Source organism: Variovorax sp. AB1(2024) (assembly GCF_037482385.2).
Classification (GTDB): Bacteria; Pseudomonadota; Gammaproteobacteria; order Burkholderiales; family Burkholderiaceae_C; genus Variovorax.
Window position 1 is genome coordinate 4,602,133 of record NZ_JBBHKP020000001.1, and the last position, 25,521, is coordinate 4,627,653.

23 protein-coding genes are annotated in these 25,521 nt (G+C 69.2%); 16 read left to right on the forward strand and 7 right to left on the reverse strand.

From position 1 onward, the window contains the following. Positions 1–45 precede the first annotated feature (45 nt). The 5 genes from WIX39_RS21470 to WIX39_RS21490 form a co-directional block, all read right to left on the reverse strand. Positions 46–1,158 (reverse strand): acyltransferase family protein, encoded by a 1,113-nt coding sequence (locus WIX39_RS21470; protein ID WP_081267005.1) that lies wholly within the window; start codon positions 1,156–1,158, stop codon positions 46–48. A 59-nt stretch (positions 1,159–1,217) separates the two neighbouring features. After that, positions 1,218–2,180 carry an NAD(P)H-dependent flavin oxidoreductase gene (locus tag WIX39_RS21475; protein ID WP_106934002.1) on the reverse strand — a complete coding sequence of 321 codons (963 nt, stop codon included), beginning with the start codon at positions 2,178–2,180 and terminating at the stop codon, positions 1,218–1,220. An 81-nt stretch (positions 2,181–2,261) separates the two neighbouring features. Further along, positions 2,262–4,052, reverse strand: coding sequence for an acyl-CoA dehydrogenase (locus WIX39_RS21480; RefSeq protein WP_106934001.1), 1,791 nt, complete (start codon positions 4,050–4,052; stop codon positions 2,262–2,264). Between the two features lie 74 nt (positions 4,053–4,126). Further along, complete coding sequence (locus tag WIX39_RS21485; protein WP_409195791.1) at positions 4,127–5,059, reverse strand: electron transfer flavoprotein subunit alpha/FixB family protein; 933 nt, start codon at positions 5,057–5,059, stop codon at positions 4,127–4,129. 14 nt (positions 5,060–5,073) lie between these two features. Further along, positions 5,074–5,823, reverse strand: coding sequence for an electron transfer flavoprotein subunit beta/FixA family protein (locus WIX39_RS21490; RefSeq protein ID WP_106935764.1), 750 nt, complete (start codon positions 5,821–5,823; stop codon positions 5,074–5,076). A gap of 418 nt (positions 5,824–6,241) precedes the next feature. Here WIX39_RS21490 and WIX39_RS21495 point away from each other — a divergent pair, with 418 nt between their 5' ends. The 14 genes from WIX39_RS21495 to WIX39_RS21560 all read left to right on the forward strand — a co-directional run bounded on the left by WIX39_RS21495 (position 6,242) and on the right by WIX39_RS21560 (position 21,275). Further along, positions 6,242–7,000 carry a class II aldolase/adducin family protein gene (locus WIX39_RS21495; protein ID WP_106933998.1) on the forward strand — a complete coding sequence of 253 codons (759 nt, stop codon included), beginning with the start codon at positions 6,242–6,244 and terminating at the stop codon, positions 6,998–7,000. Positions 7,001–7,048: 48 nt separating this feature from the next. Beyond that, positions 7,049–8,611: an ABC transporter substrate-binding protein gene (locus tag WIX39_RS21500; RefSeq protein ID WP_409195792.1), complete on the forward strand. Its 1,563-nt coding sequence runs from the start codon at positions 7,049–7,051 to the stop codon at positions 8,609–8,611. A 34-nt stretch (positions 8,612–8,645) separates the two neighbouring features. Next, positions 8,646–9,620: an ABC transporter permease gene (locus WIX39_RS21505; RefSeq protein WP_106933996.1), complete on the forward strand. Its 975-nt coding sequence runs from the start codon at positions 8,646–8,648 to the stop codon at positions 9,618–9,620. 10 nt (positions 9,621–9,630) lie between these two features. Next, entirely contained in the window at positions 9,631–10,473 is an 843-nt protein-coding gene (locus WIX39_RS21510; RefSeq protein WP_081267134.1) for an ABC transporter permease, read from the forward strand. Beyond that, a complete protein-coding gene (locus WIX39_RS21515) occupies positions 10,470–12,122 on the forward strand; it encodes an ABC transporter ATP-binding protein (RefSeq protein WP_409195793.1) in 1,653 nt (550 codons plus the stop codon). The genes WIX39_RS21510 and WIX39_RS21515 overlap by 4 nt, the downstream gene beginning before the upstream one ends. Next, positions 12,119–13,021 carry a 2-hydroxyacid dehydrogenase gene (locus tag WIX39_RS21520; RefSeq protein ID WP_409195794.1) on the forward strand — a complete coding sequence of 301 codons (903 nt, stop codon included), beginning with the start codon at positions 12,119–12,121 and terminating at the stop codon, positions 13,019–13,021. Before WIX39_RS21515 ends, WIX39_RS21520 begins: the two co-directional genes overlap by 4 nt. A 37-nt stretch (positions 13,022–13,058) precedes the next feature. Then, positions 13,059–14,438 (forward strand): aminotransferase, encoded by a 1,380-nt coding sequence (locus WIX39_RS21525; RefSeq protein WP_409195795.1) that lies wholly within the window; start codon positions 13,059–13,061, stop codon positions 14,436–14,438. Between the two features lie 5 nt (positions 14,439–14,443). Continuing rightward, entirely contained in the window at positions 14,444–15,481 is a 1,038-nt protein-coding gene (locus WIX39_RS21530) for a histone deacetylase family protein (protein WP_409195796.1), read from the forward strand. A gap of 67 nt (positions 15,482–15,548) precedes the next feature. Continuing rightward, positions 15,549–16,466, forward strand: coding sequence for a DMT family transporter (locus tag WIX39_RS21535; protein ID WP_409195797.1), 918 nt, complete (start codon positions 15,549–15,551; stop codon positions 16,464–16,466). Then, positions 16,463–17,155, forward strand: coding sequence for a GntR family transcriptional regulator (locus WIX39_RS21540; protein ID WP_106933990.1), 693 nt, complete (start codon positions 16,463–16,465; stop codon positions 17,153–17,155). The genes WIX39_RS21535 and WIX39_RS21540 overlap by 4 nt, the downstream gene beginning before the upstream one ends. Before the next feature lies 1 nt (position 17,156). Then, positions 17,157–17,861 carry an SDR family NAD(P)-dependent oxidoreductase gene (locus WIX39_RS21545; protein WP_106933989.1) on the forward strand — a complete coding sequence of 235 codons (705 nt, stop codon included), beginning with the start codon at positions 17,157–17,159 and terminating at the stop codon, positions 17,859–17,861. 9 nt (positions 17,862–17,870) lie between these two features. Next, positions 17,871–18,899, forward strand: a complete 1,029-nt coding sequence (locus WIX39_RS21550; RefSeq protein ID WP_081267142.1) for a histone deacetylase family protein — start codon at positions 17,871–17,873, stop codon at positions 18,897–18,899. Then, positions 18,899–20,011: a phosphotransferase gene (locus tag WIX39_RS21555; RefSeq protein ID WP_409195798.1), complete on the forward strand. Its 1,113-nt coding sequence runs from the start codon at positions 18,899–18,901 to the stop codon at positions 20,009–20,011. Before WIX39_RS21550 ends, WIX39_RS21555 begins: the two co-directional genes overlap by 1 nt. Continuing rightward, positions 20,004–21,275 (forward strand): aspartate aminotransferase family protein, encoded by a 1,272-nt coding sequence (locus tag WIX39_RS21560; RefSeq protein ID WP_106933987.1) that lies wholly within the window; start codon positions 20,004–20,006, stop codon positions 21,273–21,275. Before WIX39_RS21555 ends, WIX39_RS21560 begins: the two co-directional genes overlap by 8 nt. Positions 21,276–21,286: 11 nt before the next feature. Here WIX39_RS21560 and WIX39_RS21565 read toward each other — a convergent pair whose 3' ends face one another. Both WIX39_RS21565 and WIX39_RS21570 read right to left on the reverse strand, forming a co-directional pair. Further along, positions 21,287–22,570 carry a mechanosensitive ion channel family protein gene (locus tag WIX39_RS21565; protein ID WP_081267145.1) on the reverse strand — a complete coding sequence of 428 codons (1,284 nt, stop codon included), beginning with the start codon at positions 22,568–22,570 and terminating at the stop codon, positions 21,287–21,289. Between the two features lie 39 nt (positions 22,571–22,609). Then, positions 22,610–23,563, reverse strand: a complete 954-nt coding sequence (locus tag WIX39_RS21570; protein WP_106933986.1) for a histone deacetylase family protein — start codon at positions 23,561–23,563, stop codon at positions 22,610–22,612. Positions 23,564–23,636: 73 nt separating this feature from the next. On the opposite strand from WIX39_RS21570, the gene WIX39_RS21575 reads away from it, so the two are divergent. Both WIX39_RS21575 and WIX39_RS21580 read left to right on the forward strand, forming a co-directional pair. Next, on the forward strand, positions 23,637–24,557 hold the full coding sequence (locus WIX39_RS21575) for an AAA family ATPase (protein WP_106933985.1): 921 nt from the start codon (positions 23,637–23,639) through the stop codon (positions 24,555–24,557). Continuing rightward, complete coding sequence (locus WIX39_RS21580) at positions 24,554–25,519, forward strand: DUF58 domain-containing protein (RefSeq protein ID WP_106933984.1); 966 nt, start codon at positions 24,554–24,556, stop codon at positions 25,517–25,519. The genes WIX39_RS21575 and WIX39_RS21580 overlap by 4 nt, the downstream gene beginning before the upstream one ends. Positions 25,520–25,521: the final 2 nt, after the last annotated feature.

Below are 25,521 nucleotides of genomic sequence, written 5' to 3' on the forward strand. Positions count from 1 at the left end.
GTTCGGGAAGATTCAGCCCGGGCGCCCGCGCGGAGCGCCCCGGGGCTAGTAAGAAACAGCTATTCCGCTGACCAGCAACGCGGCAAAAAGCATGAACACGCCGCGCCACGAGGCCGGGCGCGACTCGACCCAGCGGTACAGGAGCGCCGCCGCTGCGATCGACAGGGCAAAGGTCGCGACCAGGCCGGCCGCATCGAACCATGCGCCGTGCGGCCCGGCATTCGCCACCGCCGCGTTCATGGCGAGCAGCACCGGAAAGTGGATCAGGAACAGCGAATAAGACATGCGCCCCAGCCGCTGCAGCGGCACGGCCAGCGCCGGCCAATGCGCCGGCGACAACCAGTGCCGGCGCTGCGCGACCGCGATCAGCAGCGCCGTCACCAGGGCGGTGGCGATGCGGCTGCGCCAGTCGATGGCGAGCGCGCCCGCCCCCACCAGGGCCAGCAGCGCGACCGCGCCCTGCCAGGTGCTGAAGCGCGTGGCGCGGCCGATCCAGAACACCAGCATGCCCAGGCCGTAGGTGCCGAAGAAATAGAAAGCGGTGTCGTCCAGCCCCGCGTTGCGGTTGAACAGCGCGAGCGATGCCACGGCCAGCCCCAGCACCAGCGCCACGGGCAACCAGCGCGCCGACAGGCTCGCATGCACCGCGCCGGCGGGACGCTGCAGCAGCGTGGGCAGCCCGACCAGCGCAAGCGCGAGCGCGAACAGCTGGAAGTCGATGGCCACGTACCAGACACCGGTCGACAGCGACTCATAGCCCAGCAAGTCCTGCAGCAGCAGCCCGTGCGCCACCAGTTGCCCGAAGGTGGGCGCGGCGGGTACCACTTCCTCATCGAGCCACGGCCGCACGACCGCCGCAACGAGCACGCACACGGTGAGCGCGGCCAGGTACGGCATCACCAGCCGCCCGTAGCGCTGCAGGATCCGCGCTACCGGCCGGTCGACGCGCAGCATGCCGTCGGGCGCGAGGCTCGCCGCGGCCAGGAAGCCGGCGATCACCAGGAACACCTGCACCGCCAGCCGCCCCTCGTTGGACAGCCAGGCGAAGAAATCGGGCGCGAGCGCATACGCGCCGGCCGGCATGGGGCCGTAGCGCGACAGGTGGTGCCCGACGATCACGGCGCACGCAATGCCCTTTGCCGCATCGAGCAGCGGCATGCGTCCCGCCGATGGCGACGGCGCCGGGGCGACGGGCGCCGCGCCGTTCGCGACGGCGGTCAAAGCGCCAACCGCTGCCTTGCTTCCTGGTACTCGCGCTTGAGCTTCTCGATGAAGGCCGCGGCGCTGGCCACTTCGGTCACGGCGCCGATGCCCTGGCCCGAGCCCCAGATGTCTTTCCAGGCCTTGGCTTTGCTGCCGTCGCCGGTCGCGAAGTTCATGGTCTTGAGGTCGCCTTCGGGCAGGTTGGCCGGGTCCATGCCCGCCTTGACGATGCTCGGGGCGAGGTAGTTGCCGTGCACGCCGGTGAACAGGTTCGAGTAGACGATGTCGTCGGAATTGCCGTCGACGATGGCCTGCTTGTATTCGTCGCTCGCGCGGGCTTCCTCGGTCGCGATGAAGGCCGTGCCGATGTAGGCGAAGTCGGCACCCATGGCCTGCGCCGCGAGCACCGCGCCGCCGGTGGCGATGGAACCCGACAGCGCGATCGGGCCGTCGAACCACTGGCGAATTTCCTGCACCAGCGCGAACGGGCTCTTCACGCCCGCATGGCCGCCGGCACCGGCAGCCACGGCGATGATGCCGTCGGCGCCCTTCTCCACCGCCTTCTGCGCGAACTTGTTGTTGATGATGTCGTGCAGGGTGACGCCGCCGTAGCTGTGCACCGCGTCGTTCACGTCGGTGCGCGCGCCCAGCGAGGTGATGACGATCGGCACCTTGTACTTCACGACCATCTCCATGTCGTGCTCGAGCCGGTCGTTGCTCTTGTGCACGATCTGGTTGATGGCGAAGGGCGCCGCGGGCTTGTCGGGGTTGGCCTTGTTGTAGGCAGCCAGTTCTTCGGTGATCTCGATCAGCCACTCTTCAAGCTGCGCCGCGGGGCGCGCGTTGAGCGCGGGCATCGAGCCGACCACGCCCGCCTTGCATTGCGCAATCACGAGCTTGGGGTTGCTGATGATGAACAGCGGCGAGCCGATGATCGGCAGCGGCAGGTTCGCGAGTACGGGGGGCAGCTTGGACATGTCGTCTCCGGGAATGGGTTCGGTTTTATAAGAGAGAGAGGCCGCTGCAGCCCGTCAGATGGGCGACAGCGGCCGCGCGCGTCAGAACGCGTCGAGCGCGAGTGCCGTGACGCTCTCGGCGCCGTCGACGATGCTGTCGCGCATGCCCGGCACCTTGTTCAGGATGTGCTCGGCGTAGAAGCGCGCGGTGGCTACCTTGGCCAGCATGAAGTCGGTGTCGAAGCTGCGCGAGGCCAGGTCCTGCGCAATGATCAGCGAGCGCGCGAGCTGCCAGCCGGCCACCAGGTTGCCCGCGAGCATCAGGTAGGGCACGCTGCCGGCGAACACGGCGTTGGGCGATGCCTTGGTCTGCCCGGCCACGAAGTCGACCACTTCGACGAACGCCAGGCGCGCGGCCTTCAGGCGCTTGAGCACGGCGACCGCGGCGGGGTTGTCGCTCTTGGCCAGCTCGGCTTCGGTCTTCTCGATCTGCGCGGCAATCGCCTTGGCGGTCTGGCCGCCGTCGCGCGCGGTCTTGCGGCCCACGAGGTCGTTGGCCTGGATGGCGGTGGTGCCTTCGTAGATGGTGAGGATCTTCGCGTCGCGGTAGTACTGCGCGGCGCCGGTCTCCTCGATGAAGCCCATGCCGCCATGCACCTGCACGCCGAGCGATGTCACTTCCAGGCTCATCTCGGTGCTGTAGCCCTTGACCAGCGGCACCATGAACTCATAGAAGGCCTGGTTCTGCTTGCGCGCGTCGGCATCGGAATGGTGGTGCGCGGCGTCGTAGGCGGCGGCGGCCACGCTGGCCATCGCGCGGCAGCCTTCGGTGTAGGCGCGCATCGTCATCAGCATGCGCTTGACGTCGGGGTGGTGAATGATCGGTGCGCTGGCGTTGATGGAGCCGTCGACCGGGCGGCTCTGCACGCGGTCCTTGGCGTAGGCCACGGCGTGCTGGTAGGCGCGCTCGGCAATCGCGATGCCCTGCATGCCCACGGCGTAGCGCGCGGAGTTCATCATGATGAACATGTACTCCAGGCCGCGGTTCTCCTGGCCTACGAGATAGCCGACGGCACCGCCGTTGTCGCCGTACTGCAGCACCGCGGTGGGCGAGGCCTTGATGCCCATCTTGTGCTCGATGCTCACGCAATGCACGTCGTTGCGCTCGCCCAGGGAGCCGTCCTTGTTCACGAGGAACTTGGGCACCACGAACAGGCTGATGCCCTTCACGCCTTCGGGCGCGCCGGTCACGCGCGCAAGCACCAGGTGCACGATGTTCTCGGCCATGTCGTGCTCACCGTAGGTGATGAAGATCTTGGTGCCGAACACCTTGTAGGTGCCGTCGGGCTGCGGCTCCGCGCGGCTGCGCACCATGGCCAGGTCGCTGCCGGCCTGCGGCTCGGTGAGGTTCATCGTGCCGGTCCACTGGCCGCTCACGAGCTTTTCGAGATACACCGCCTTCAGCTCGTCGGAGCCGGCCGTGAGCAGCGCCTCGATGGCGCCGTCGCTCAGCAGCGGACACAGCGCGAAGCTCATGTTGGCCGAGTTGAGCATCTCGCCGCAGGCCGCGCCGATGGTCTTGGGCAGGCCCTGGCCGCCGAAGTCCGAAGGATGCTGCAGGCCCTGCCAGCCGCCCGACACGTACTGCGCAAAGGCTTCCTTGAAGCCCGGCGTGGTGGCGACGGCACCGTCCTTGAACGACGAGGGGTTGCGGTCGCCCGCGATGTTCAGCGGCGCCACCACGTCCTGGTTGAAACGGGCGCACTCCTCGAGCACGGCCTGCGCGGTTTCGAGGCCGGCCTCCTCGAAGCCGGGCAGCTTGGCGATCTCGCCGATGTTGGCCAGGTGCTCGATGTCGAACAGCATGTCCTTGATGGGGGCGGTGTAGCTCATGTCTTGTCTCCAGATACAGCGGATACGAAAAGGGCATCGCGAACGATGCCCTCTGGCTCAGTGCGGCAATGCGATCAGAGCGCTTTCACCAGTTCCGGCACGGCCGTGAACAGGTCGGCCACCAGGCCGTAGTCGGCCACCGAGAAGATCGGCGCTTCTTCGTCCTTGTTGATCGCGACGATGACCTTCGAGTCCTTCATGCCGGCCAGATGCTGGATGGCGCCCGAGATGCCCGCCGCGATGTACAGCTGCGGCGCGACGATCTTGCCCGTCTGGCCCACTTGCCAGTCGTTGGGGGCGTAGCCCGCGTCAACGGCTGCGCGGCTGGCACCCAGGCCCGCGTTCAGCTTGTCGGCCAGCGGCGTCATCACTTCGGTGAACTTCTCGGCGCTGCCCAGGGCACGGCCACCGGAGACGATGATCTTGGCGGCCGTCAGCTCGGGGCGGTCGCTCTTGGTGACTTCACGGCCCACGAAGCTGCTCTTGCCGCTGTCTGCGACGCCTTCAGCGGTTTCGACGGTGGCGCTGCCACCCGTGGCGGCTGCGGCGTCGAAGCCGGTCGTGCGAACGGTGATCACCTTGGTGGCGTCGCTGCTCTGCACCGTGGCAATCGCATTGCCTGCGTAGATCGGGCGCTCGAAGGTGTCGGGGCTGTCGACCTTGGTGATGTCGCTGATCTGGGCCACGTCCAGCTTGGCGGCCACGCGCGGCGCGACGTTCTTGCCGTTGGCGGTCGAGGGGAACAGGATGTGGCTGTAGTTGGATGCGATCGCCAGCACCTGGGCTGCGACGTTCTCGGCGAGGTTCTCGGCCAGGCTGGGGCTGTCTGCGGCGATGACCTTGGTCACGCCTGCGATCTGGGCGGCGGCCTTGGCCGCTTCGGCGGCATTGGCGCCTGCCACCAGCACGTGGACATCGCCGCCGCAAGCCAGCGCTGCGGTCACGGTGTTCAGGGTCGCCGGCTTGATGCTGGCGTGGTCGTGTTCTGCAATGACGAGTGCGGTCATGTTCGTTTTCTTCCTCAGATCACTTTGGCTTCGTTCTTCAGCTTGTCCACCAGGGTGGCAACGTCAGGCACCTTGATGCCGGCGCCGCGCTTCGGCGGCTCCGCGACCTTCAGCGTCTTCAGGCGCGGCTTCACATCGACGCCCAGGTCTTCGGGCTTGACCGTGTCCAGCTGCTTCTTCTTGGCCTTCATGATGTTCGGCAGCGTCACGTAGCGCGGCTCGTTCAGGCGCAGGTCGGTGGTGATGACTGCAGGCAGGCTCAGGGAGATGGTTTCCAGACCGCCGTCGACTTCACGCGTCACGGTGGCCTTGTCGCCGGCGACTTCGACCTTGGAGGCGAAGGTGGCCTGCGGCAGGTCGGCCAGGGCAGCCAGCATCTGGCCGGTCTGGTTGGCGTCGTCGTCGATGGCCTGCTTGCCCAGGATGATCAGCTGGGGCTGTTCCTTGTCGACCAGCGCCTTCAGCAGCTTGGCGACGGCCAGCGGCTGCAGCTCTTCGGTGGTCTCCACCAGGATGCCGCGGTCGGCGCCGATGGCCATCGCGGTGCGCAGGGTTTCCTGGCACTTGGCGTCACCGCAGGAGACGGCGATCACTTCGGTGACCACGCCCTTTTCCTTCAGGCGCACGGCCTCTTCGACAGCGATCTCGTCGAAGGGGTTCATGCTCATCTTGACGTTGGCAATGTCCACCCCGGTGCCGTCGCTCTTCACGCGCACCTTCACGTTGTAATCGACGACCCGTTTGACAGGTACCAGAACCTTCATTGACTTGACTCCATTGGATTGCAAAAAGGGGGCTTCGAGGGCAAACCGGTCATTCTAGGGCGCGACCTTTGCCGCCTCTCCATTCTTCCTGCCGGCGCTGGCACCAGAAAAAGAACGATCGTGCTTTTTACGGATTATAAGGCAGCGCTTCAGCACCCGGCCTCTCGACCGACAAGTATTTGAACCGCCCCCCGAGCGCGCGGCCCGCACGGAAATCGATATCCGTGCCCGCTCGCGGTGCATTGACGGCCTGCGGACAGCGCCATCCGCAGCCATTTCCCGGGTTTTCGCCGATATCTGGGCTGGCACGCAACCTGCAAGATGAATACTGTCGACAGCTGACTGTCGATCTTCGGAGATTCAAATGGAAACAGCAGAACGCAGCCTCCCAGAAGTTCGCGGCAACGCCCGCCCACCCATGACGCCCGCCGAGCGGCAGCTGCGGCAGGACCTGGCCGCCGCCTACCGGCTCGTCGCCCTGTACGGCATGGACGACAGCATCTACACCCACATCTCCGCCCGCGTGCCCGGCACCACGGACCAGTTCCTGATCAACCCGTTCGGGATGCTGTTTCGCGACATCACGGCGTCCTCGCTCGTGAAGATCGACCTGGAAGGCAATGTCGTCGAGCCCACCGACCACGACGTGAACCCGGCCGGCTTCACGATCCACAGCGCGGTGCACGCCGCGCGCCATGACGCCGTCTGCGTGCTGCACACCCACACCGTCGCCGGCGTGGCGGTGTCCTCGCTGGCGGGCGGGCTGCAGCCCTGCAACCAGTGGGCGCTGCAGTTCCACAACCGCGTGACGTATCACGAGTTCGAGGGGATCGCGCTCAACCACGAGGAACGCGAGCGCCTGGTGGCCGACCTGGGGCCGGCCTCCCGCGCTCTGATCCTGCGCAACCACGGCCTGGTCACGCTCGGCCGCAGCGTGGCCGAGGCCTTCATCCTCATGCACAACCTGGAGCGGGCCTGCCGCGTGCAGGTCGCCATCCAGGGCACCGGGCAGCCGGTGCACCCGGTGCCCGAGGAGGTCCGCGAGCTGACCGCGCGCCAGTACGAGAGCGGCGACACGAACCGCCTCGCCTCCATGCCCGACGACCCGTATGCCCGCGAATGGCGCGCGTTGCTGCAGCGGCTCGCGCCGCCCACCGCGGCTTCCTTCCGCGACTGAGATTCACCCGTTCTTCACCGCCCTCCCCACTCTGAAAGGTCCGCTCCGATGAAACGCCGCAACCTGATCCAAGCCGGCTCCGCCGCCCTCGGCCTGTCCATTGCCGGGGTGCCCCTGCACAGCTTGGCGCAAGCGAAGAAAGGGGTAGTCAACGTGCTGGTCCAGCCCGAACCGCCCGGGCTCATGATGGGCATCGTGCAGAACGGCCCCACCCAGCTGATCGCCGGCAACATCTACGAAGGCCTGCTGCGCTACAACGAGAAGCTCGAGCCGCAGCCCCAGCTCGCCACCTCCTGGACCGTGAGCGCGGACAGCAAGACCTACGTCTTCAAGCTCAAGCCCAACGTCAAGTGGCACGACGGCAAGCCCTTCACGGCCGACGACGTGGTGTTCTCCTGCGACGTGTTCCTGCGCAAGACGCATGCGCGCTTCCGCGCCAGCCTGGCGCAGGTGGAATCGATCAAGGCGCTCGATCCGCTCACCGTGGAGTTCAAGCTCAAGCAGCCCTTCGGCCCCTTCATGGGCATCTTCGAGAACGGCACCATGCCCATGGTGCCCAAGCACATCTACGAAGGCACCGACTTCGCGACCAACCCCGCCAACGCCACGCCCATCGGCACGGGCCCGCTCAAGTTCAAGGAATGGGTCAAGGGCTCCTACATCAACCTCGTGGCCAACGAGAACTACCACCAGCCGGGCGTCGTGAGCGTGGAGAGCGTGTATTTCCACGTGATCCCCGACGCCGCCGCGCGCGCCGCCGCGTTCGAGTCGGGAAAGGTCGACATCGCACCGGGCGGCACGGTGGAGTACTTCGACGTGTCCCGCCTGTCCAAGCTGCCGGGCGCGGCGGTGACCACCAAGGGCTGGGAGTTCTTCGCGCCGCACAGCTGGCTGTGGATGAACAACCGCACGGCCCCCATGAACAACGTGAAGTTCCGCCAGGCCGTGTGGACCGCCATCGACCGCGAGGCCATGGCCAAGGTCGCCTGGTACGGCTACGCCAAGCCGGCCACGGGCCCCTTCAACAGCCACATCGCCTACGCCAGCGACGACGTGACCAAGTACCCGCGCGACATCGCCAAGGCCAAGAAGCTGGTGTCCGAATCGGGCTACAAGGGCGAGACGCTGCGCCTGCTGCCGCTGCCCTACGGCGAATCGTGGCAGCGCCAGGCCGAGATCGTGCGCCAGAACCTCACGCAGGCCGGCATCAAGGTCGAGATGGTCGCCACCGACGTGGCCGGCTGGAACCAGCGCAACAGCGAATGGGACTTCGACCTGGCCTTCACCTACGTCTACCAGTACGGCGACCCGGCGCTCGGCGTGGCGCGCAACTACACCAGCGACAACATCGCCAAGGGCTCGCCGTTCAACAACGTGGCGGGCTACGTGAATCCGAAGGTCGACGAGCTGTTCGCCGCCGGCGCGCGCGAGAGCGATCCGGCCAAGCGCCGCGCGATCTACCTGGAAGTGCAGAAGCTGCTGGTCGACGAAGTGCCCGTGGCCTGGCTGCACGAGATCAACTTCCCGACGCTCTACCGCACCAGGATCCAGAACGTGGTGTCTTCCGGCATCGGCCTGAACGACAGCCTGGGCCGCGTCAAGCTGGCCTGAGCTTCATCCCCCGCGTGCCCGAATCGAGCTTGCTATGAAACGACTGCAGTTCATGTCCGTGCGCCTGCTGCAGGGCCTGCTGGCCCTGCTGGTGATCGCCACTGTCAACTTCCTGCTGGTTCGCGCGGCACCGGGCGATCCGGTCTCCGTCATGGCCGGCGAGGCCGGCGCATCCGACGCGCAGTTCGTGGCCCAGCTGCGCGAGCAGTTCGGCCTCGACCAGCCGCTGCCGGTGCAGCTCGGCAACTACCTGGGCCACGTGCTCAAGCTCGACCTGGGCTTCTCGTACCGACAGCAGCAGTCGGTGGTCGACCTGATCCTGCAGCGCATGCCGGCCACGCTGTTGCTGACGGGCACGGCTTTCGGGCTTTCGCTGCTGTTCGGCATCGTGCTCGGCGCGCTGGCCAGCCGCAACGCGGGCAAATGGCAGGACAGTCTCATCACCGTGGTCGCGCTGGTGTTCTACGCCACGCCGCTGTACTGGCTGGCGATGATGGCGGTGCTGCTGTTCACGGTGCAGCTCGACCTGCTGCCCGCCTTCGGCTTCTTCACCGTGGGCGCGGACCTCACGGGCATCGACAAGGCGGTGGACATCGCCAAGCACCTGATCCTGCCTTCGCTCACGCTGGCGCTGTTCTACATGGCGGTCTATGCGCGCATGACGCGCGCCTCCATGCTCGAGGTAGCGCAGATGGACTTCGTGAAGACCGCGCGCGCCAAGGGCGTGTCGCCCGGGCGCATCCAGCGCAAGCACATCCTGCGCAACGCGCTGCTGCCGGTGGTCACGCTGGCCGGCATCCAGGCCGGCGGCATGATCGGCGGCGCCGTGCTGACCGAGACGGTGTTCGCCTGGCCCGGCATCGGCCGGCTCATGTTCGACGCCCTGCTGCAGCGCGACTACAACCTGCTGCTCGGCTGCTTCCTGTTCACCGCGGCCATGGCCGTGCTGTTCAACCTCATCACCGATTTCGTCTACACGCTCGTCGATCCCCGCATCGAGCTGAGCTGAGGAGCCGTTCATGAAAAGCAAATTCTGGCGGCGCTTCAGCCGCAACAAGGGCGCGGTCTTCGGCCTGATCGTGCTGATGCTGGTGGCGCTGGTCACGGCGCTGGGCCCCTTCATCGCGCAGAACAACCCCTGGGACATGGTCGGCACGCCCTTCGCGGCACCCATGGCGGAACAGGGCCTGCTGCTGGGCACCGACACCATGGGCCGCGACATCCTGTCGGGCATCGTCACCGGCGCGCGCGTGTCGCTGCTGATCGGCGTGGTCTCTACCGTGGTGTCGCTGCTGATCGGCGTGTCCATCGGTGCCGTCTCGGGCTACTTCGGCGGCTGGATCGACGCCACGCTGATGCGCTTCACCGAGCTGTTCCAGGCCATTCCCAGCTTCGCGCTGGCCATCGTGCTGGTGGCCATCTTCCAGCCCTCGGTGCAGTCCATCGTCACGGCCATCGCGATCGTGTCGTGGCCGCCCGTAGCGCGGCTGGTGCGCAGCGAATTCCTGACGCTGCGCCAGCGCGACTTCGTGGCGGCCGCCCAGCTGGCGGGCCAGTCCACGCCGCGCATCATCCTCACGCAGATCCTGCCCAACGCCGCCTCGCCCATCGTGGTGATGGCCTCTCTGATGGTGGCAACGGCCATCCTGCTGGAGTCCAGCCTGAGCTTCCTGGGCCTGGGCGACCCGAACCAGATGAGCTGGGGCTACATGGTCGGCTCGGCGCGCACCGTGCTGCGGCAGGCGTGGTGGATGGCGGTGTTCCCGGGCGTGGCCATCCTGCTCACGGTGCTCGCGCTGAACCTGGTGGGCGAAGGCCTGAACGACGGGCTCAACGCGCGCGCCGACGGGAGGGGCAAATGAAAATGGAAAAGATCGCTTCGCTCGTTCCACCCGTGCTGGACATCCAGGGCCTGGACATCCGCCTGCCCCAGGGCGCGGACCGCGACCTGGCGGTCCGGGGCGCGTCGCTGCAGCTGCTGCCGGGCCAGACGCTGTGCGTGGTCGGCGAATCGGGCTCGGGCAAGTCCATGATCGCCAACGCCATCATGGGCCTGCTGCCCCGGCCGCACGTGGAACCGGTGGCCGGCCGCATCCTGTTCGACGGACATGACCTGCTGAAGCTCGACGAGGCGCAGCTTCGCACGCTGCGCGGCCGGCGCATCGGCATGGTGTTCCAGGAACCCATGACGGCGCTGAACCCGGTCATGCGCATCGGCGAGCAGATCGCCGAAGTGTTCGACGCCCATGTGAACCTGTCGGCCGCGCAGAAGCGCCAGCGCATCCTCGCGGCACTGGCCGACGTCGGCCTGCCCGAGCCCGAGGTGCTGATCGACAGCTACCCGTTTCGCCTCTCCGGAGGGCAGCGCCAGCGCGTGATGATCGCCTGCGCGCTCGCGCTGGAGCCGGCCCTGCTGATCTGCGACGAGCCCACGACCGCGCTGGACGTGACCACGCAGGCGCAGATCCTGAAGCTCATCCGCGAGCTGCAGCAGCGCAAGGGCACGGCGGTGCTGTTCATCACGCACGACTTCGGCGTGGTCTCCGAGATCGCCGACCAGGTGGTGGTGATGCAGACCGGCGAGGTGGTAGAGGCCGGCCCAGCCGCCGCCGTGCTGGCGCGGCCCCAGCATGCCTACACGCGCAAGCTCATCGCGGCCATACCCGACGGGCGGGTGCGCGCGCCGGCCGACGAGCGCCCCATCGAGCACGTGCTGCAGGTGCAGGAACTGCGCAAGACCTACGTGACCGGCGGCGGCCTGTTCAGCAAGGGCCGGCGCGTGGAAGCGGCCAAGGGCCTGTCGTTCGACCTGCGCCGCGGCGAGACGCTGGGGCTGGTCGGCGAATCGGGTTCGGGCAAGTCCACCGTGGGCCGCTGCATCGTGGGCCTGTCGCCGTTCGACAGCGGCCGCGTGCTGTTCAAGGGCCGCGCGCTGCAGTCGGGCGCGCAGTTCCGGGCGCAGTCGCAGGGCAAGATCCAGATGGTGTTCCAGGACCCCTATGCCTCGCTGAACCCGCGCCACCGCATCGGCCCGGCCATCGCGGCCGGCCCCATCGCGCAGGGCGTGCCCAAGGCGCAGGCCATGGCCCGCGCGATGGAGCTGCTGGAGCTGGTGGGCCTGAAGCCCGACGCGGCGGAGCGCTTTCCGCACGAGTTCTCCGGCGGCCAGCGCCAGCGCATCGGCATCGCCCGCGCACTGGCCATGGAGCCGCAACTGCTGGTGGCGGACGAGCCCGTTTCCGCGCTCGACGTGTCGGTGCAGGCCCAGGTGCTCAAGCTGTTCGCGGAGGTGCGCGAACGCTTCCAGCTGGCCATGGTGTTCATCACGCACGACCTGCGCGTGGCCGGCGAGATGTGCGACCACATCGCCGTGATGCAGCGCGGCCAGATCGTCGAGTACGGCGAAACCGCCAAGGTGCTGGCGAACCCGCAGCACGACTACACCCGCACGCTGATCGAGGCGCAGCCGAGGCTCTCGGCGGCGGCCGCGCAACAGGCGGTGGCCGCATGACGCTCAACATCGCACTGGTTTCCGACCAGATCGCCATGGACTACCTGCAGCCCGCCTTCAGGGAACGATTTCCGCAGGCCCGGCTGCACCGCATCGACACCGAGGTCCAGGAGCTCGACGCGCTAGGCGAAATCGACACCGTGGTCTGCTGGTCGCCGCCGCCGGGGCTGCTCGCGCGCATGCCGCGCCTGCGGCTGGTGCAGTCCGTGGGGGCGGGCACCGACCACATCACGCGCGACCCCGCGCTTCCCGACGTGCCGGTCCGCCGCATCGTCGACCCCGACATGGCCGACGGCATGAACGCGTATGTGGCGTGGGCCGTGGTGCACGGCCAGCGCCACATGGGCGCCTATCTCGACAGCCAGCGCCGCGCGGCCTGGGAGGAAGCGCCCATCGAGCCGCCGGGCCGGCACCGCGTGGGCATCGCGGGCCTGGGCGTGCTGGGCCAGTCGGTCGCGCGCGCGCTGCTTGCCATCGGCTACCGCGTGCGCGGCTGGAGCCGCAGCCCCAAGAGCGATCTGCCCGAGGGCATCGAGGCCTTCCACGGCGATGCGGCGCGCGGCGAGTTCCTGTCCGGCTGCGACACCCTGGTCTGCCTGCTGCCGCTGACCGACGACACGCGCGGCATCCTGGATGCCGCGTTGTTCGCCCAACTGCCGCGCGGCGCGCGGCTCGTCAACGCCGGCCGCGGCGCCCACCTCGTGCAGGAAGACCTGCTCGCGGCGCTGCAAAGCGGCCAGCTCGCCAGCGCCGTGCTGGACGCCTTCGTCGAAGAACCGCTGCCGGCCGGCCACCCCTTCTGGAGCCATCCGCGCATCGTCGTCACGCCGCACATCGCGACGCGCACGCGGCCCGAGGCCATTGCGCGGCAGACCCACGACAACCTGGCGCGCCTGTAGCCACTTTTTCAGCGCCCTACAAACAAAGAGGAACCCCATGGCAGAACCCCTCGGCACCGGCGACAAGGACGTCGCCACCCACCTGCATTCGTACACCAACCTGGCCGCGCTGCCGCAGACGCCGCCGCTGGTCATCGTGAAAGGCGACGGCATCCACGTCGTCGACGAGCGCGGCACGCGCTACCTGGAAGCCATGTCGGGCCTGTGGTGCGCCTCGCTGGGCTTCTCCAACAAGCGCCTGGCCGCGGCCGGTGCCCGTGCACTTGACACCCTGCCTTACTACCACACCTTCAACCAGCGCACCAACGTCGCGGTGGCCGACCTGGCAGAGCGGCTGCTGGCACTGGCGCCCGCGCCCATGGCGCGCGTGTTCTTCGCGAACTCGGGTTCCGAGGCCAACGACAGCGCCGTGAAGATGGTCTGGTACTACCACAACGCCATCGGCCAGCCGCAGCGCAAGAAGATCATCGCGCGGCGCAACGCGTACCACGGCGTGACCGTGGCGGCAGCCAGCATGGGCGGGCTCGACGGCAACCACCGCGACTTCGACCTGCCGATCGCGACGGCGCCCGCGCGCTTCCTGCACGTGGACTGCCCGCACCACTACCGCTACGCCGAGCCCGGCGAGACCGAGCAGGACTTCTCCAGCCGCCTCGCGCAACAGCTGGAGCAGACCATCCTGGCCGAAGGCCCGCACACCGTGGCCGCCTTCATCGCCGAGCCGGTGATGGGCGCGGGCGGCGTGCTGGTGCCGCCGGCCGGCTACTTCGAGAAAGTGCAGGCCGTGCTGCGCAAGTACGGCGTGCTCATGATCGCCGACGAGGTGATCTGCGGCTTCGGCCGCACGGGCAACATGTTCGGCTCCACCACCTTCGGCATCCAGCCCGACATCCTGAGCTGCGCCAAGGCGCTGTCCTCGGGCTACGTGCCGATCTCGGCGGTCATGGTCAACGACAAGGTGCACAGCGCCATCGCCGCCAACAGCGGCAAGCTCGGCAGCTTCGGCCACGGCTACACCTACTCGGGCCACCCCGTCGCCTGCGCGGTGGCGCTGGAGACGCTCAAGGTCTACGAAGACGAGCGCATCCTCGAGCACGTGCGCGAGATCGCACCCGCCTTCCAGGCCGGGCTGCGCGCCTTCGCCGGGCGCCCCTGGGTGGGCAACGTGCGCGGCGTGGGCCTGATCGGCGCCATCGAACTCATGGCAGACAAGGCCGCGCGCACGCCGTTCGCCGCTGAGCGCAAGGCCGGCTACCGCTTCGCGGCGCTGGCGCTGGAGGAAGGGCTGATCGTGCGCGCCATGGGCGACAGCATCGGCCTGTGCCCGCCGCTGATCATCACGCGGGCCGAGCTGGACGACCTGTTCGCGCGGCTGGCCCGCGCCATGGACCGCTTCGACCAGGAAACGAAGGCCTGACGAGCATGCAGGCCTTCTTCAGCGACGACCAGCTGCTGCACGACCCGCAGCAGTTCATGCGGCTGGGCCGCATCTGCAAGCCCACCGACCTGCCCACGCGCGCCGAGGCGCTGATGAGCACGCTGGCCGCGCGCGGCATCGCGGTCGGTGCGCCGCCGGAGGCCGGCCGCGCCGCGCTGGAGCTCGTGCACAGCGTCGACTACCTGGACTTCCTGGAGAACGCCTACGCGCGCTGGCAGAAGCTCGGCGGCCCGGGCCTGGAGCCCGGCATCGAGGTGCTGCCCAACCTGTCGCCGCACGGCGTGCGGTCCGGGCCCTGCCCCTCGCCGTCGGTGGTGGCGCAGGCCGGCTGGTACATCGGCGACCTGGCCTGCCCCATAGGGCCGCACACATGGCGCTCGGTGCTGCGCTCGGCCCACGCGGCGCAGGCCGCGGCCGAGACGGTGCTCGACGGCGGCGGCATCGCCTACGCGCTGTGCAGGCCATCGGGCCACCATGCACAGCATGCGCGCGCGGGAGGCTTCTGCTACGTGAACAACAGCGCCATCGCGGCCGCCACGCTGCGCCGGCGCCATGCGCGCGTGGCGGTGCTCGACATCGACGCCCACCACGGCGACGGCACGCAGCAGATCTTCTACGGGCGCGGCGACGTGCTGACCGTCTCCACCCACGCCGACCCGTCCGGCTACTACCCCTGGTACACGGGCTACGCGCACGAGCGCGGCACCGGCGAAGGAGAAGGCTGCAACCTGAACCTGCCGCTGGCGCACGGCAGCGGCAACGCCGAGTTCGCCGAGGCCCTGGACACGGCCGTCGCCGCCATCGAGCGCTTCCAGCCGCAGGCGCTGGTGCTGCCGCTGGGCTTCGACACCTACAAGGACGACCCGATCAGCGTGCTCAAGTTCGACATGGAAGCCTTCCGACTCGCGGGCGAGCGCGTGCGCGCGCTGGGCCTGCCCACGGTGGTTGTGCAGGAAGGCGGCTACATGGTCGAGGCCATCGGCGCCGCGCTCGATGCGTTCCTGGAAGGCTTGCAGGCATGAACTTGCCGATCGACGGCCACCGCTGCGGCAGCGCCCCATGAGCAGCACGGTGCAAGCCTCGGCCCCCATGGCACGACGCGACAGCGCGGGCTCGGGCATCGCGCTGTTCCTCTGCGCACTGGTGCTGTTCGCGGCGTACGACGCCTTCGCCAAGCAGATGGTGGCAAGCCATGCGCCGGCGGTCGTCAACCTGGGCCGCTACACCGCCATAGGCGCCATCGCCTTGGTGCTGCTGCTGCGCCACGGCGACCTGCGCCTGTGGCGCCAGCCGCACCAGAAGCTGCTGGCCGCGCGCAGCGTGGCGCTGGCCGTCGTGGCGACCTGCTTCATGACGGCACTCGTCACCATGCCGCTGGCCGAGGCCACGGCCATCTATTTCACGGCCCCGCTGATCATGGTCGCGCTGTCGCCCTGGCTGCTCGGCGAGCGCGTGGGCCGCGCGCAGTGGACGGCGGTGCTGCTGGGCTTCGCCGGCATGCTGTGCATCGTGCGCCCGGGCGGCAGCCTGCCGCTGGCGGGCACGCTGCTGATGGCCGTGTCCGCCGTCTGCTATGCGCTCTTCCAGGTGCTCACGCGCCGGCTCTCGGGGCTGGTGCCGGCGCCCGTGCAGTTCGCGCACATGGCGCTGGCCTGCCTGGTCATCACGAACCTGCCCGTGCTGTTCATGCCGCACGTCACGCTGCCGCCCTGGCCGGAAATGGCCTTGCTGGTGGCCGGCGGCGCGGTCAGCGGCAGCGCCCAGCTGTTGCTGCTGGCCGCGTTCCGCCGCGTCGGCGCGGCCACGCTGGCACCGCTGAACTACGTGCAGCTGCTGCTGGCGGTGCTGATCAGCACGCTGTGGTTCCAGCGCCCGCCCGATGCGACGGCCCTGGCGGGCATGGCGCTGATCGCCGTGGCGGGCGTGTACCTGGCGCGCGCCGGCGGCGGCAGCGCCCAGGCGGCCGGCATGATACGCACAAGAGATCGAGACAAGGAATTCAGATGACCATCAGCCGCACCGAAGCCGCCACCCCTCCCGCTTTCTCGTCGATCCAGGTGCCAGACCTGGTCGGCGTGGTGGAGGCGCAGTTGCAGCAAGCCATCCTGTCGGGCCGCATCGCGCCCGGCGAGCGCATCGTCGAGGCCGAGATGGCCCGGCAGATGGGCGTGAGCCGCGCGCCCGTGCGGGAAGCCGCGCGCCGGCTGGAAAGCCTGGGCCTGCTGATATCGCGCCCGCGCCACGGCTTCGCGGTGCGCACGGTTTCGCCCAAGCAGGTCACCGACCTGTACGAGGTGCGCATCCAGCTCGAGCTGCTGGGTGCCTCGCTGGCCTGCACGCACGCCACCGATGCCGAGCTGGCCCAGCTCGACGCGCGCGTGGACGACATGGTGGAACGCGCGGAGATCCTGTCGTCCCCCGAACGCGTGGCGCTCGACCTGGATTTCCACTTCGCCATCAGCGCGCTGTCGGGCAACCACTATCTCCACCGCCTGTTCGACAACATGCAGACCGAGGTGCGCATGTTCCTCGCGCTCAGCGAAGACAGCTATGGCGACCTGAAGGCGCTGGCCGAGACGCACAGGCCCATCGCCAAGGCCATGGCGGCGCGCGACGTCGATGCCGCGCAGCACGCGCTGCGCTACCACCTCGAAACCGCCAAGGCGCACGTCCGCGGCCTCTTCTCCAAGGCATGAGATGAAGGCCGCGCCCCGTGTCGCCATGGTCAGCGGGGGCAACCGCGGCATCGGCCTGGCCATCGTGCGCGAACTGCTCGCGCATGGCTGGCGCGTGAGCGTGGGCACGCGCGCCGCCACCGATGCCTTCGACGACCACGACCCGGCGCAGGTGCGCACCTACCGCTTCGACGCCGAGAACGCGCAAAGCGAGACCGACTGGGTGGCCGCGACCGTGCGCGACTTCGGCGGCATCGATGCGCTGGTGCACAACGCCGGCATCCTCAGCACCCGCTCGGTCGTCGAGGCCAACGACGCGGAGGTCGACCGCCTGCTGGAGATCAACGTCAAGTCGCCGCTGCGGCTCACGCGCAAGGCCTGGACGCACCTGCTGGCGGCGGACGAAGGCAAGGTGCTGGTGATGGCATCGCTCGCCGCCAAGCGCGTGCGCACGGCCGATGCCTCGCTCTATGCGCTGAGCAAGGCGGCGGTGCTGTCGCTGGCCCACGGCATCCGGCACTGCGGCGCCGAGTCGCGCGTGCGCTGCACCGCGCTGTGCCCCGGCTTCGTCGCCACCGACATGGCGGCCGCCCTGCCGCCCGAGCAGCAGCGGCAGGCCACGCGCCCAGAGGACGTGGCCCGCATCGCGCGGACCGTGCTCGAGCTGCCGGCCTCGGCCAGCGTCGCGGAGATCCCGATCAGCTGGACCGTCGAACCCCAATACTGAAAGCCCGACATGAAAGTCATCTACAGCGACCAGCACACAGGCCACGACCCGCAGCAGTTCATCGTGCGCGGACGCATGAAGCGCAGCAACGAGCAGCCCGAGCGCGGCACGCTGCTGCTGAACGCCGCGCGCGCGCAGGGCCACGACATCGTCGCGCCCCAGGACCACGGCCCGGGCCCGCGCGCCGCCATCCACACGCCGCAATACCTGCGCTTCCTGGAAACCGCCTGGGAACGCTGGCAGCAGCTCGAAGGGGCCTCCGAGGAAGTCATGCCCAACGTGCATCCGTTCCCGGGCCAGCCCTTCACCTACCCCGACAGCCTCGTGGGCCAGGCCGGCTACCACATGGGCGACATGGCCTGCTCCATCGGGCGCCACACCTGGCATGCCGCGACGTGGTCGGCCCACGTGGCCACGCATGCCGCGCAGCTCGTGCTCGACGGTGAACGCGCGGCCTACGCGCTGTGCCGGCCGCCCGGCCACCATGCCTATGCCGACCGCGCCAACGGCTTCACCTACCTCAACAACGCGGCGATCGCAGCCCAGCACCTGCGCGGCAGGCACGACCGCGTGGCCATCCTCGACATCGACGTGCACCACGGCAACGGTACGCAGGGCATCTTCTGGCGCCGCAAGGACGTGCTGACGATCTCGCTGCACGGCGACCCGCATTTCTGCACGCCCTTCTTCACGGGCCATGCGCACGAGACCGGCGAAGGCGAAGGCCTGGGCTACAACCTGAACCTGCCGCTGGCGCGCGGCACGCAGGACGAGGGCTTCCTCGCCGCGCTGGCGACGGCGAACGCCACCATCCGCGCCTTCGCGCCCGGCGCGCTGGTCGTGGCCTTGGGCCTGGACGCGCACGAGAACGACCCCTACCAGGCGCTGGCCGTGAGCACGCCGGGCTTCGGCCGCATCCTCGGCGAAATCGCGCGCCTGGGGCTGCCCACGGTGCTGGTGCAGGAAGGCGGCTACCTGTCGGAGGACCTGGGCCTCAACCTGGCCAGCGCGCTCGGCGGCTTCGAGAAGGCGGCGTGATGACGCAGGAACTCGACGACGCCATCCGCGCGGCCCTGCCCGAGGCCGCGGTGCTGACCGCGCCGCCCGCCCCCGTCGAAACCGGCTGGGCCGCCGACCTGCTGCTGCGCCTTTACGGCAAGCGCGGCCGGCTCAAGCTGCTCACGGGCGAGCGCGACGCCAACTTCCTGCTGGAGCCGGACGACGGCGGCGCGCGCTGCATGCTCAAGCTCTCGCACCCGGACGAAGACCCGCTGGTGGCCGACTTCCAGACCCAGGCGCTGCTGCACCTGGCACGCACCGACCCCGGCCTGCCGGTGCAGCGCCTGCTGCCGGACCGCCATGGCGCGGCCTCGGTGCAGATCGAGGACGCCGAAGGCCGCACGCGCGTCGCGCGCCTGTTCAGCTACCTCGAAGGCATGCCGATGCCGCAGGCGCCGCGCTCGGCGGCGCAGCGCAGTTGCGTCGCCCGCATGCTCGCGCGGCTGGACCTCGCGCTGGCTGGCTTCGAACACCCCGCGGGTGCCCGCGAACTGCCCTGGGACATCCAGCGCGCCGACCGCGTGCGCGCCCTGCTGGTGCACGTGGCCGACCCCGCCCGCCGCGCACTGGCCGAGGCCGCGCTCGACGGCTTCGTGCAGCGCACCAAGCCGCGGCTGGCCCTGCTGCGCCGCCAGCCCATCCACAACGACTTCAACCTCTACAACCTGCTGGTGGAGCCTGACGAACCGGCGCGCGTGGCCGGCATCCTCGACTTCGGCGACATGGTGCATGCGCCGCTCGTGGACGACCTCGCCGTCGCGGCCTCGTACCACATCGACGAGCAGGGCGACGCGCTGGAGACGATCGCGCGCTTCGCGGCCGACTATCACGCCGTCTCTGCGCTGACCGACGGCGAGACCCACGCGCTGCTCGACCTGGTGCGCGCACGGCTGGCGATGGTGGTCGCCATCAGCGGCTGGCGCGCGGCTCGCCAGCCCGGCAACGCCGCCTATCTCATGCGCAACAACGCTGTTTCCTGGGCGCGGCTGCAGGCCTGCGCCGCGCTGACACCCGACCAGGTGCAGGAAGCCATCCGGGCCGCCTGCCAAGCCACGGAACGCACGGAACCCACGGAACCGATCCATGACTGAGAAACACACCGCCGAGCTGCTCGAGCGCCGCGCCCGCCTGCTCGGGCCGGCCTACAGGCTCTTCTACGAAGAGCCCTTCCACCCCGTGCGCGGCGAGGGCGTCTGGCTCTACGACGCCGCCGGCACGCCCTGGCTGGACGCCTACAACAACGTGGTGCCGCTGGGCCATGCGCGGCCCGAAGTGGTCGAGGCCATCGCGCGCCAGGCGTCCGTGCTCAACACGCACACACGCTACCTGCACGAAGGCATCCTCGACTACGCGGAGCGCCTGCTGGCCACCATGCCGCCCGAGCTGGGCCATGCGACCTTCACCTGCACCGGCAGCGAGGCCAACGACCTGGCCATGCGCATCGCCACGGCGCACACCGGCGGCACCGGCCTCATCGTCACGCGCTTCGCGTACCACGGCGTGACCTCGGCCATCGCCTGCGCCTCGCCCTCGCTGGGGCAATACGTGCGCCTGGGCGATCATGTGCGGCTGGTGGATGCGCCAGAGGGAGGAGATGCAGAGACGGGCAAACGCTTCGCCGACGGCGTGCGCGCGGCCATCGCCGACCTGAAGGCGCACGGCATCGCGCCCGCCGCGCTGCTCGTGGACACGGTGTTCTCCAGCGACGGCGTGTTCACGGCGCCGGCCGGCTTCCTGCGCGAGGCGGTGGAAGCGATCCATGCGGCCGGCGGCGTGTTCATCGCCGACGAGGTGCAGCCCGGTTTCGGCCGCACGGGCGAGGCCTTCTGGGGCTTCATGCGCCACGGCGTGGTGCCCGACATGGTGAGCATGGGCAAGCCCATGGGCAACGGCCACCCGGTCGCGGGCCTGGCGGTGCGGCCGGAGGTCATGAAGGCCTTCGGCCAGGCCAGCCGCTACTTCAACACCTTCGGCGGCAACCCGGTCTCGATGGCGGCTGCCTCCGCCGTGCTCGACGTGATCCAGCAGAACGGCCTGCAGGACAACGCACTGAATGTCGGCGGCTACCTGCGCGAGCGCCTGGCCGCGCTCGGCCAGCGCCATGCGCTGGTCGGCGAGGTGCGCGGCGCGGGGCTCTTCATCGGGCTGGAACTCGTGGCCGACCGCGCGACGCGCGCGCCCGCCACGGCGCAGGCCGCCAAGGTGGTCAACGGGCTGCGGCAGCGGCAGGTGCTGCTGAGCGCGACCGGGCCGCAGGCCAACGTGCTCAAGATCAGGCCGCCGCTGGTATTCGAGCGCCAACACGCCGACCTGCTGGTCGAGCGGCTCGACGAGGTGCTGGCCACGCTGGAATAGCGCGCCGGGGCCTACTTTTCCGCGGGCTCGCCCGCAGGGACCGTGCCGGCCGGGAGCGACTCCACCCGCACCACGCGCTGCGGATAGGGAATGTCGATGCCCGCGCCGCGCAGGCCGTCGAGGATCGCGATGTTGATGGCCGAGCGCAGGTTGTCCTTGCCCTTGTCGGGGTCGGCCACCCAGAAGTTGAGCGTGAACTCCAGCCCGTCGGGCGCGAAGTTCATGAGAAAGGCCACCGGCGCGGGGTCGCTCATCACGCGCGGCTGGGCCTTGGCCGCCTCGCACAGGATGGACTGCACCTGCGCCACGTCGCTCTCGTAGCCCACCACGATGGTGGTCGTGATGTTGAACTTGCGGTCGGCCAGCGAGAGGTTCTCCACCCGGCTGGTGATGAGCGATTCGTTCGGCACGATGGCCTCGCGCCCGTTGCCCGCGCGAATGAGCGTGTAGCGCGTCTTGATGTCGGTGATGCGGCCTTCGAAGGTGTCGACCTTCACGTTGTCGCCGATGCGGATCGAGCGCTCCAGCAGAATCACGAAGCCGCTCACGTAATTGGACGCCAGCTTCTGCAGCCCGAACCCCAGCCCCACGCCGAGCGCGCCGCCCAGCACCGACAGCGCCGTCAGGTCCACCCCCACCGCCGACAGCGCGAACAGCATGCCGATCAGCAGCAGGAAGGCGCGCACCGCGTTCGACGCCACCTTGCGCATCGACAGGTCGGTGACGGCCTCGCGCAGGATGCGCTTCTCGACCGTGCTCGAAATCCACAGCGCGATCATCATCACCAGCCCGGCCGACAGCGCGCCCTGGATGATGGTCTGCAGGCTCACGCGGGTCTTGCCGAAGGCCAGCGTGATGTCGTCGAGCTCGGCCAGCACCGGCGGCAGCAGGCCGACGATCCACAGCACCGCCGCGATCCAGGCCAGCCACGACACCGTGCGCTCCAGCAGCCGCACCATGTTGGAGGCCGGGAACACCGCGCGCAGCACGCGCGCGAACAACCGGATCACCGCCAGCGACAGGAACATCGACACCGCGATGCGCAGCACCAGCACGGTCTGGAAATCGCCCACCACGCGCCGGGCAAGGTCGGTGAGCACCAGCGCGAGCAGCGGGAACAGCACGCCGTCGAAGGTGCGTTCGCCGAACCAGATCGAGTCCTTGGGCTGGTCGCGGCCGAACCATTTGCACACGCCCCAGGCCAGGGCGACGCAGGCCACCAGCACGGCCAGTTCGATGCCGATGCCGCGTGCATCGACCTGGCTCAGGCGTTGGGTGAAGTCGTTGAAATTCATCGGTTCAAAAAAACATGGGCGCCGCTGACGCCGCCTGCACTACAGGTCGGCCAGCACGCGGATGTGGGCTTCCACGCTGCGCGCCAGGGCGTCGAGGTTGTAGCCGCCTTCGAGCATCGAGACGATGCGGCCCCCGGCATGGCGCCTGGCCACGTCGTGCACGCGCCCGGTGATCCAGGCGAAGTCGTTCTCGTTGAGCCCGAGCTGGCCCAGGTCGTCTTCGCGATGGGCGTCGAAGCCCGCGCTGATGAAGATCATCTGCGGCTTGAATTCCTCCAGCCGCGGCATCCACACGGCCTCGATCATCTCGCGCACGTCCATGCCCTTGGTGTAGGCCGGGATCGGCATGTTCAACATGTTCGGCGCCGGATGGTCGGTGCCGCTGTACGGATAGAACGGATGCTGGAAGAAGCCGACCATCAGCACGCGCGGATCGTTCGAGAGGATGTTCTCGGTGCCGTTGCCGTGGTGCACGTCGAAATCGACGATGGCCACGCGCTCGATGCCGTGCACCTCGATGGCGTGCCGCGCGGCAATGGCGATGTTGTTGAAGAAGCAGAAACCCATCGCCTGGTCCCGGCAGGCATGGTGGCCGGGCGGGCGCACCGAGCAGAAGGCGTTTTCCAGCTCGCCTGCCACCACCGCGTCGGTGGCGGCAATGGCGGCCCCGGCGGCACGGCGCGCGGCCAGCAGGGTGAAGCGGGTGAGCACGGTGTCGGGGTCGACCTGCGCATGGTCGGGGCCGCCGGCGGGCTCGTCGGCCACCAGGCGCTGGTGCAGTTCCTCGAGGTGCTCGACGTGCGCGGCGCTGTGCGCCCGCGTGAGCTGCTGCAGCGTGGCCAGCGGCACGTCGCGGTGCTCGAGCGCGTCGCCCACGCCGGTCAGCAGCAGGCGGTCTTCGATGGCATCCAGGCGGCCCGGGCATTCGGGATGGCCGCCGCCCATGTCGTGCTTCCAGAAGTCGCGATGTGTGAAGTAGCCTGTCTTGCCCATGTCTCTCGCGTGTAGACCTCACGCGGCATGGGGCCGCATGGTCTTACGGTATCGTTTGCATATGGATACAAATATGGACGTTGCTGCAAAGCTAGCCACTTTGTTAAGTCAGCTTAACACGGTGATCGTGGGCAAAGAGGCCCAGGTGCGCGACTGCGTGGCCTGCCTGCTGGCGGGCGGCCACCTGCTGATCGAAGACGTGCCGGGGGTCGGCAAGACCACCCTCGCCCATGCGCTGTCGCACACATTCGGCCTGCAGTTCTCGCGGGTGCAGTTCACCGCCGACCTGATGCCGGGCGACCTGTCGGGCGTGGCCATCTACGACCGGGGGCAGCAGGCTTTCGTGTTCCACCCCGGGCCGATCTTCGCGCAGGTGCTGCTGGCCGACGAAATCAACCGCGCCAGCCCCAAGACGCAGAGCGCGCTGCTCGAGGCGATGGAAGAAAAGCAGGTCACGGTCGAGGGCGAGACCCGCCCGCTGCCCACGCCCTTCTTCGTGATCGCCACGCAGAACCCGCAGGACCAGCTCGGCACCTTTGCGCTGCCCGAGTCGCAGCTCGACCGCTTCCTGATGCGCATCTCGCTCGGCTACCCCGACCGCGCGGCCGAACGCCAGCTGCTCGCGGGCACCGACCGCCGCGAGATGCTGGCCAGCCTGCCCGCCCTGCTGACCGCCGGCGAGCTGACCGCGATCCAGCAGCGCGTGCAGCAGGTGCATGCGGCCGACCCGCTGCTGAACTACGTGCAGGACCTGATCGCCGCCACCCGCTCGGGCCGCTGGTTCCTGCAGGGCCTGTCGCCGCGCGCCGGCATCGCCGTGCTGCGCGCGGCCAAGGCGCAGGCGCTGCTGGCCAACCGCAACTACGTCGCGCCGGACGACGTGCAGGCCGTGCTGCCGCAGACCATCGCGCACCGCCTCACGCCGGTGGGCGACGCGGGCCGGGGCGCCGTCGAGCAGGTGCGCGCCATGATCGCCGCCGTGCCCTTGCCGTGAGCCTGCGCTCGCGCATCGACGGCTGGTTCCTGTCGCGCCGGCCGCCGTCGGACACGCTGGAGCTGACCCAGCGCAACGTCTACATCGTGCCCACGCGGGCAGGCTGGACGCTGGCCGCCACGCTGCTGGTGCTGCTGGTCGCGTCGATCAACTACCAGCTCAACCTGGGCTACCTGCTGACCTTCCTGCTGGCCGGCAGCGTGGCGGTGGGCATGCACGTGTGCCACGGCACGCTGCGCGGGCTGTCGATGCACATGGTGGCGCCCGATGCGCACTACGCGGGCGCGGCGGCCGTCTTCAAGGTGGTGCTGCACAACACGCGGCGCAGCGTTCGCTACGGCATCGGCATGGCGGTGCGCGGCAGCGGCCAGTGGGCCTGGACCGACGTGCCGGCCGAAGGCACCGCCACCGTCGAGATCGCGTTCCAGCCCGAGCGGCGCGGCCTGCACCCGGTGCCGCCGCTCACCGCCGAGACGCGCTTTCCGCTCGGCACCTTCCGCGTGTGGACGGTGTGGCGGCCGGCGGCGCGGATGCTGGTCTACCCCACGCCCGAAGCCCATCCGCCGCCGCTGCCGCCGGGCGAGCCGCTGTCCGGCCCGGCCGCCGCATCGGCCGCATTGCGCGCCGCCGGCTCCGGCGAATACGACGGCGTGCGCGCCTACCGGCGCGGCGACCCGCTGAAGCTCGTGGTCTGGAAGAAGGCCGCGCGCGCCCAGGCGGCCGGCTCCGAAGACCTGGTGAGCCGCGACACCCAGCAGACGCAACGCGAGGAACTCTGGCTCGACGCCCATTCCGCCGGCCTCCCCGACACCGAAGCCCGCATCTCGCGCCTGTGCGCCTGGGTGCTGATGGCCGACCGGCTGGGCGTGGACTACGGCATGCGCGTGGCGGGCCGGGTGGTGAAACCCTCTCAGGGCGAGGCGCACCGGCGCGCATGCCTCGAAGCCCTGGCCCTTTGCTGAAC

Bases quoted from the DNA above. Each gene is read 5' to 3' on its own strand.
- WIX39_RS21510 (WP_081267134.1), top strand. From the start codon at position 9,631: ATGAAAAGCAAATTCTGGCGGCGCTTCAGCCGCAACAAGGGCGCGGTC.
- WIX39_RS21525 (WP_409195795.1), top strand. From the start codon at position 13,059: ATGGCAGAACCCCTCGGCACCGGCGACAAGGACGTCGCCACCCACCTG.
- WIX39_RS21570 (WP_106933986.1), bottom strand. From the start codon at position 23,563: ATGGGCAAGACAGGCTACTTCACACATCGCGACTTCTGGAAGCACGAC.
- WIX39_RS21550 (WP_081267142.1), top strand. From the start codon at position 17,871: ATGAAAGTCATCTACAGCGACCAGCACACAGGCCACGACCCGCAGCAG.
- WIX39_RS21530 (WP_409195796.1), top strand. From the start codon at position 14,444: ATGCAGGCCTTCTTCAGCGACGACCAGCTGCTGCACGACCCGCAGCAG.
- WIX39_RS21495 (WP_106933998.1), top strand. From the start codon at position 6,242: ATGACGCCCGCCGAGCGGCAGCTGCGGCAGGACCTGGCCGCCGCCTAC.
- WIX39_RS21480 (WP_106934001.1), bottom strand. From the start codon at position 4,052: ATGAGCTACACCGCCCCCATCAAGGACATGCTGTTCGACATCGAGCAC.
- WIX39_RS21555 (WP_409195798.1), top strand. From the start codon at position 18,899: ATGACGCAGGAACTCGACGACGCCATCCGCGCGGCCCTGCCCGAGGCC.
- WIX39_RS21490 (WP_106935764.1), bottom strand. From the start codon at position 5,823: ATGAAGGTTCTGGTACCTGTCAAACGGGTCGTCGATTACAACGTGAAG.
- WIX39_RS21560 (WP_106933987.1), top strand. From the start codon at position 20,004: ATGACTGAGAAACACACCGCCGAGCTGCTCGAGCGCCGCGCCCGCCTG.
- WIX39_RS21565 (WP_081267145.1), bottom strand. From the start codon at position 22,570: ATGAATTTCAACGACTTCACCCAACGCCTGAGCCAGGTCGATGCACGC.
- WIX39_RS21545 (WP_106933989.1), top strand. From the start codon at position 17,157: ATGAAGGCCGCGCCCCGTGTCGCCATGGTCAGCGGGGGCAACCGCGGC.
- WIX39_RS21575 (WP_106933985.1), top strand. From the start codon at position 23,637: ATGGACGTTGCTGCAAAGCTAGCCACTTTGTTAAGTCAGCTTAACACG.
- WIX39_RS21485 (WP_409195791.1), bottom strand. From the start codon at position 5,059: ATGACCGCACTCGTCATTGCAGAACACGACCACGCCAGCATCAAGCCG.
- WIX39_RS21505 (WP_106933996.1), top strand. From the start codon at position 8,646: ATGAAACGACTGCAGTTCATGTCCGTGCGCCTGCTGCAGGGCCTGCTG.
- WIX39_RS21535 (WP_409195797.1), top strand. From the start codon at position 15,549: ATGGCACGACGCGACAGCGCGGGCTCGGGCATCGCGCTGTTCCTCTGC.
- WIX39_RS21475 (WP_106934002.1), bottom strand. From the start codon at position 2,180: ATGTCCAAGCTGCCCCCCGTACTCGCGAACCTGCCGCTGCCGATCATC.
- WIX39_RS21500 (WP_409195792.1), top strand. From the start codon at position 7,049: ATGAAACGCCGCAACCTGATCCAAGCCGGCTCCGCCGCCCTCGGCCTG.
- WIX39_RS21540 (WP_106933990.1), top strand. From the start codon at position 16,463: ATGACCATCAGCCGCACCGAAGCCGCCACCCCTCCCGCTTTCTCGTCG.
- WIX39_RS21520 (WP_409195794.1), top strand. From the start codon at position 12,119: ATGACGCTCAACATCGCACTGGTTTCCGACCAGATCGCCATGGACTAC.
- WIX39_RS21515 (WP_409195793.1), top strand. From the start codon at position 10,470: ATGAAAATGGAAAAGATCGCTTCGCTCGTTCCACCCGTGCTGGACATC.
- WIX39_RS21470 (WP_081267005.1), bottom strand. From the start codon at position 1,158: ATGCCGCTGCTCGATGCGGCAAAGGGCATTGCGTGCGCCGTGATCGTC.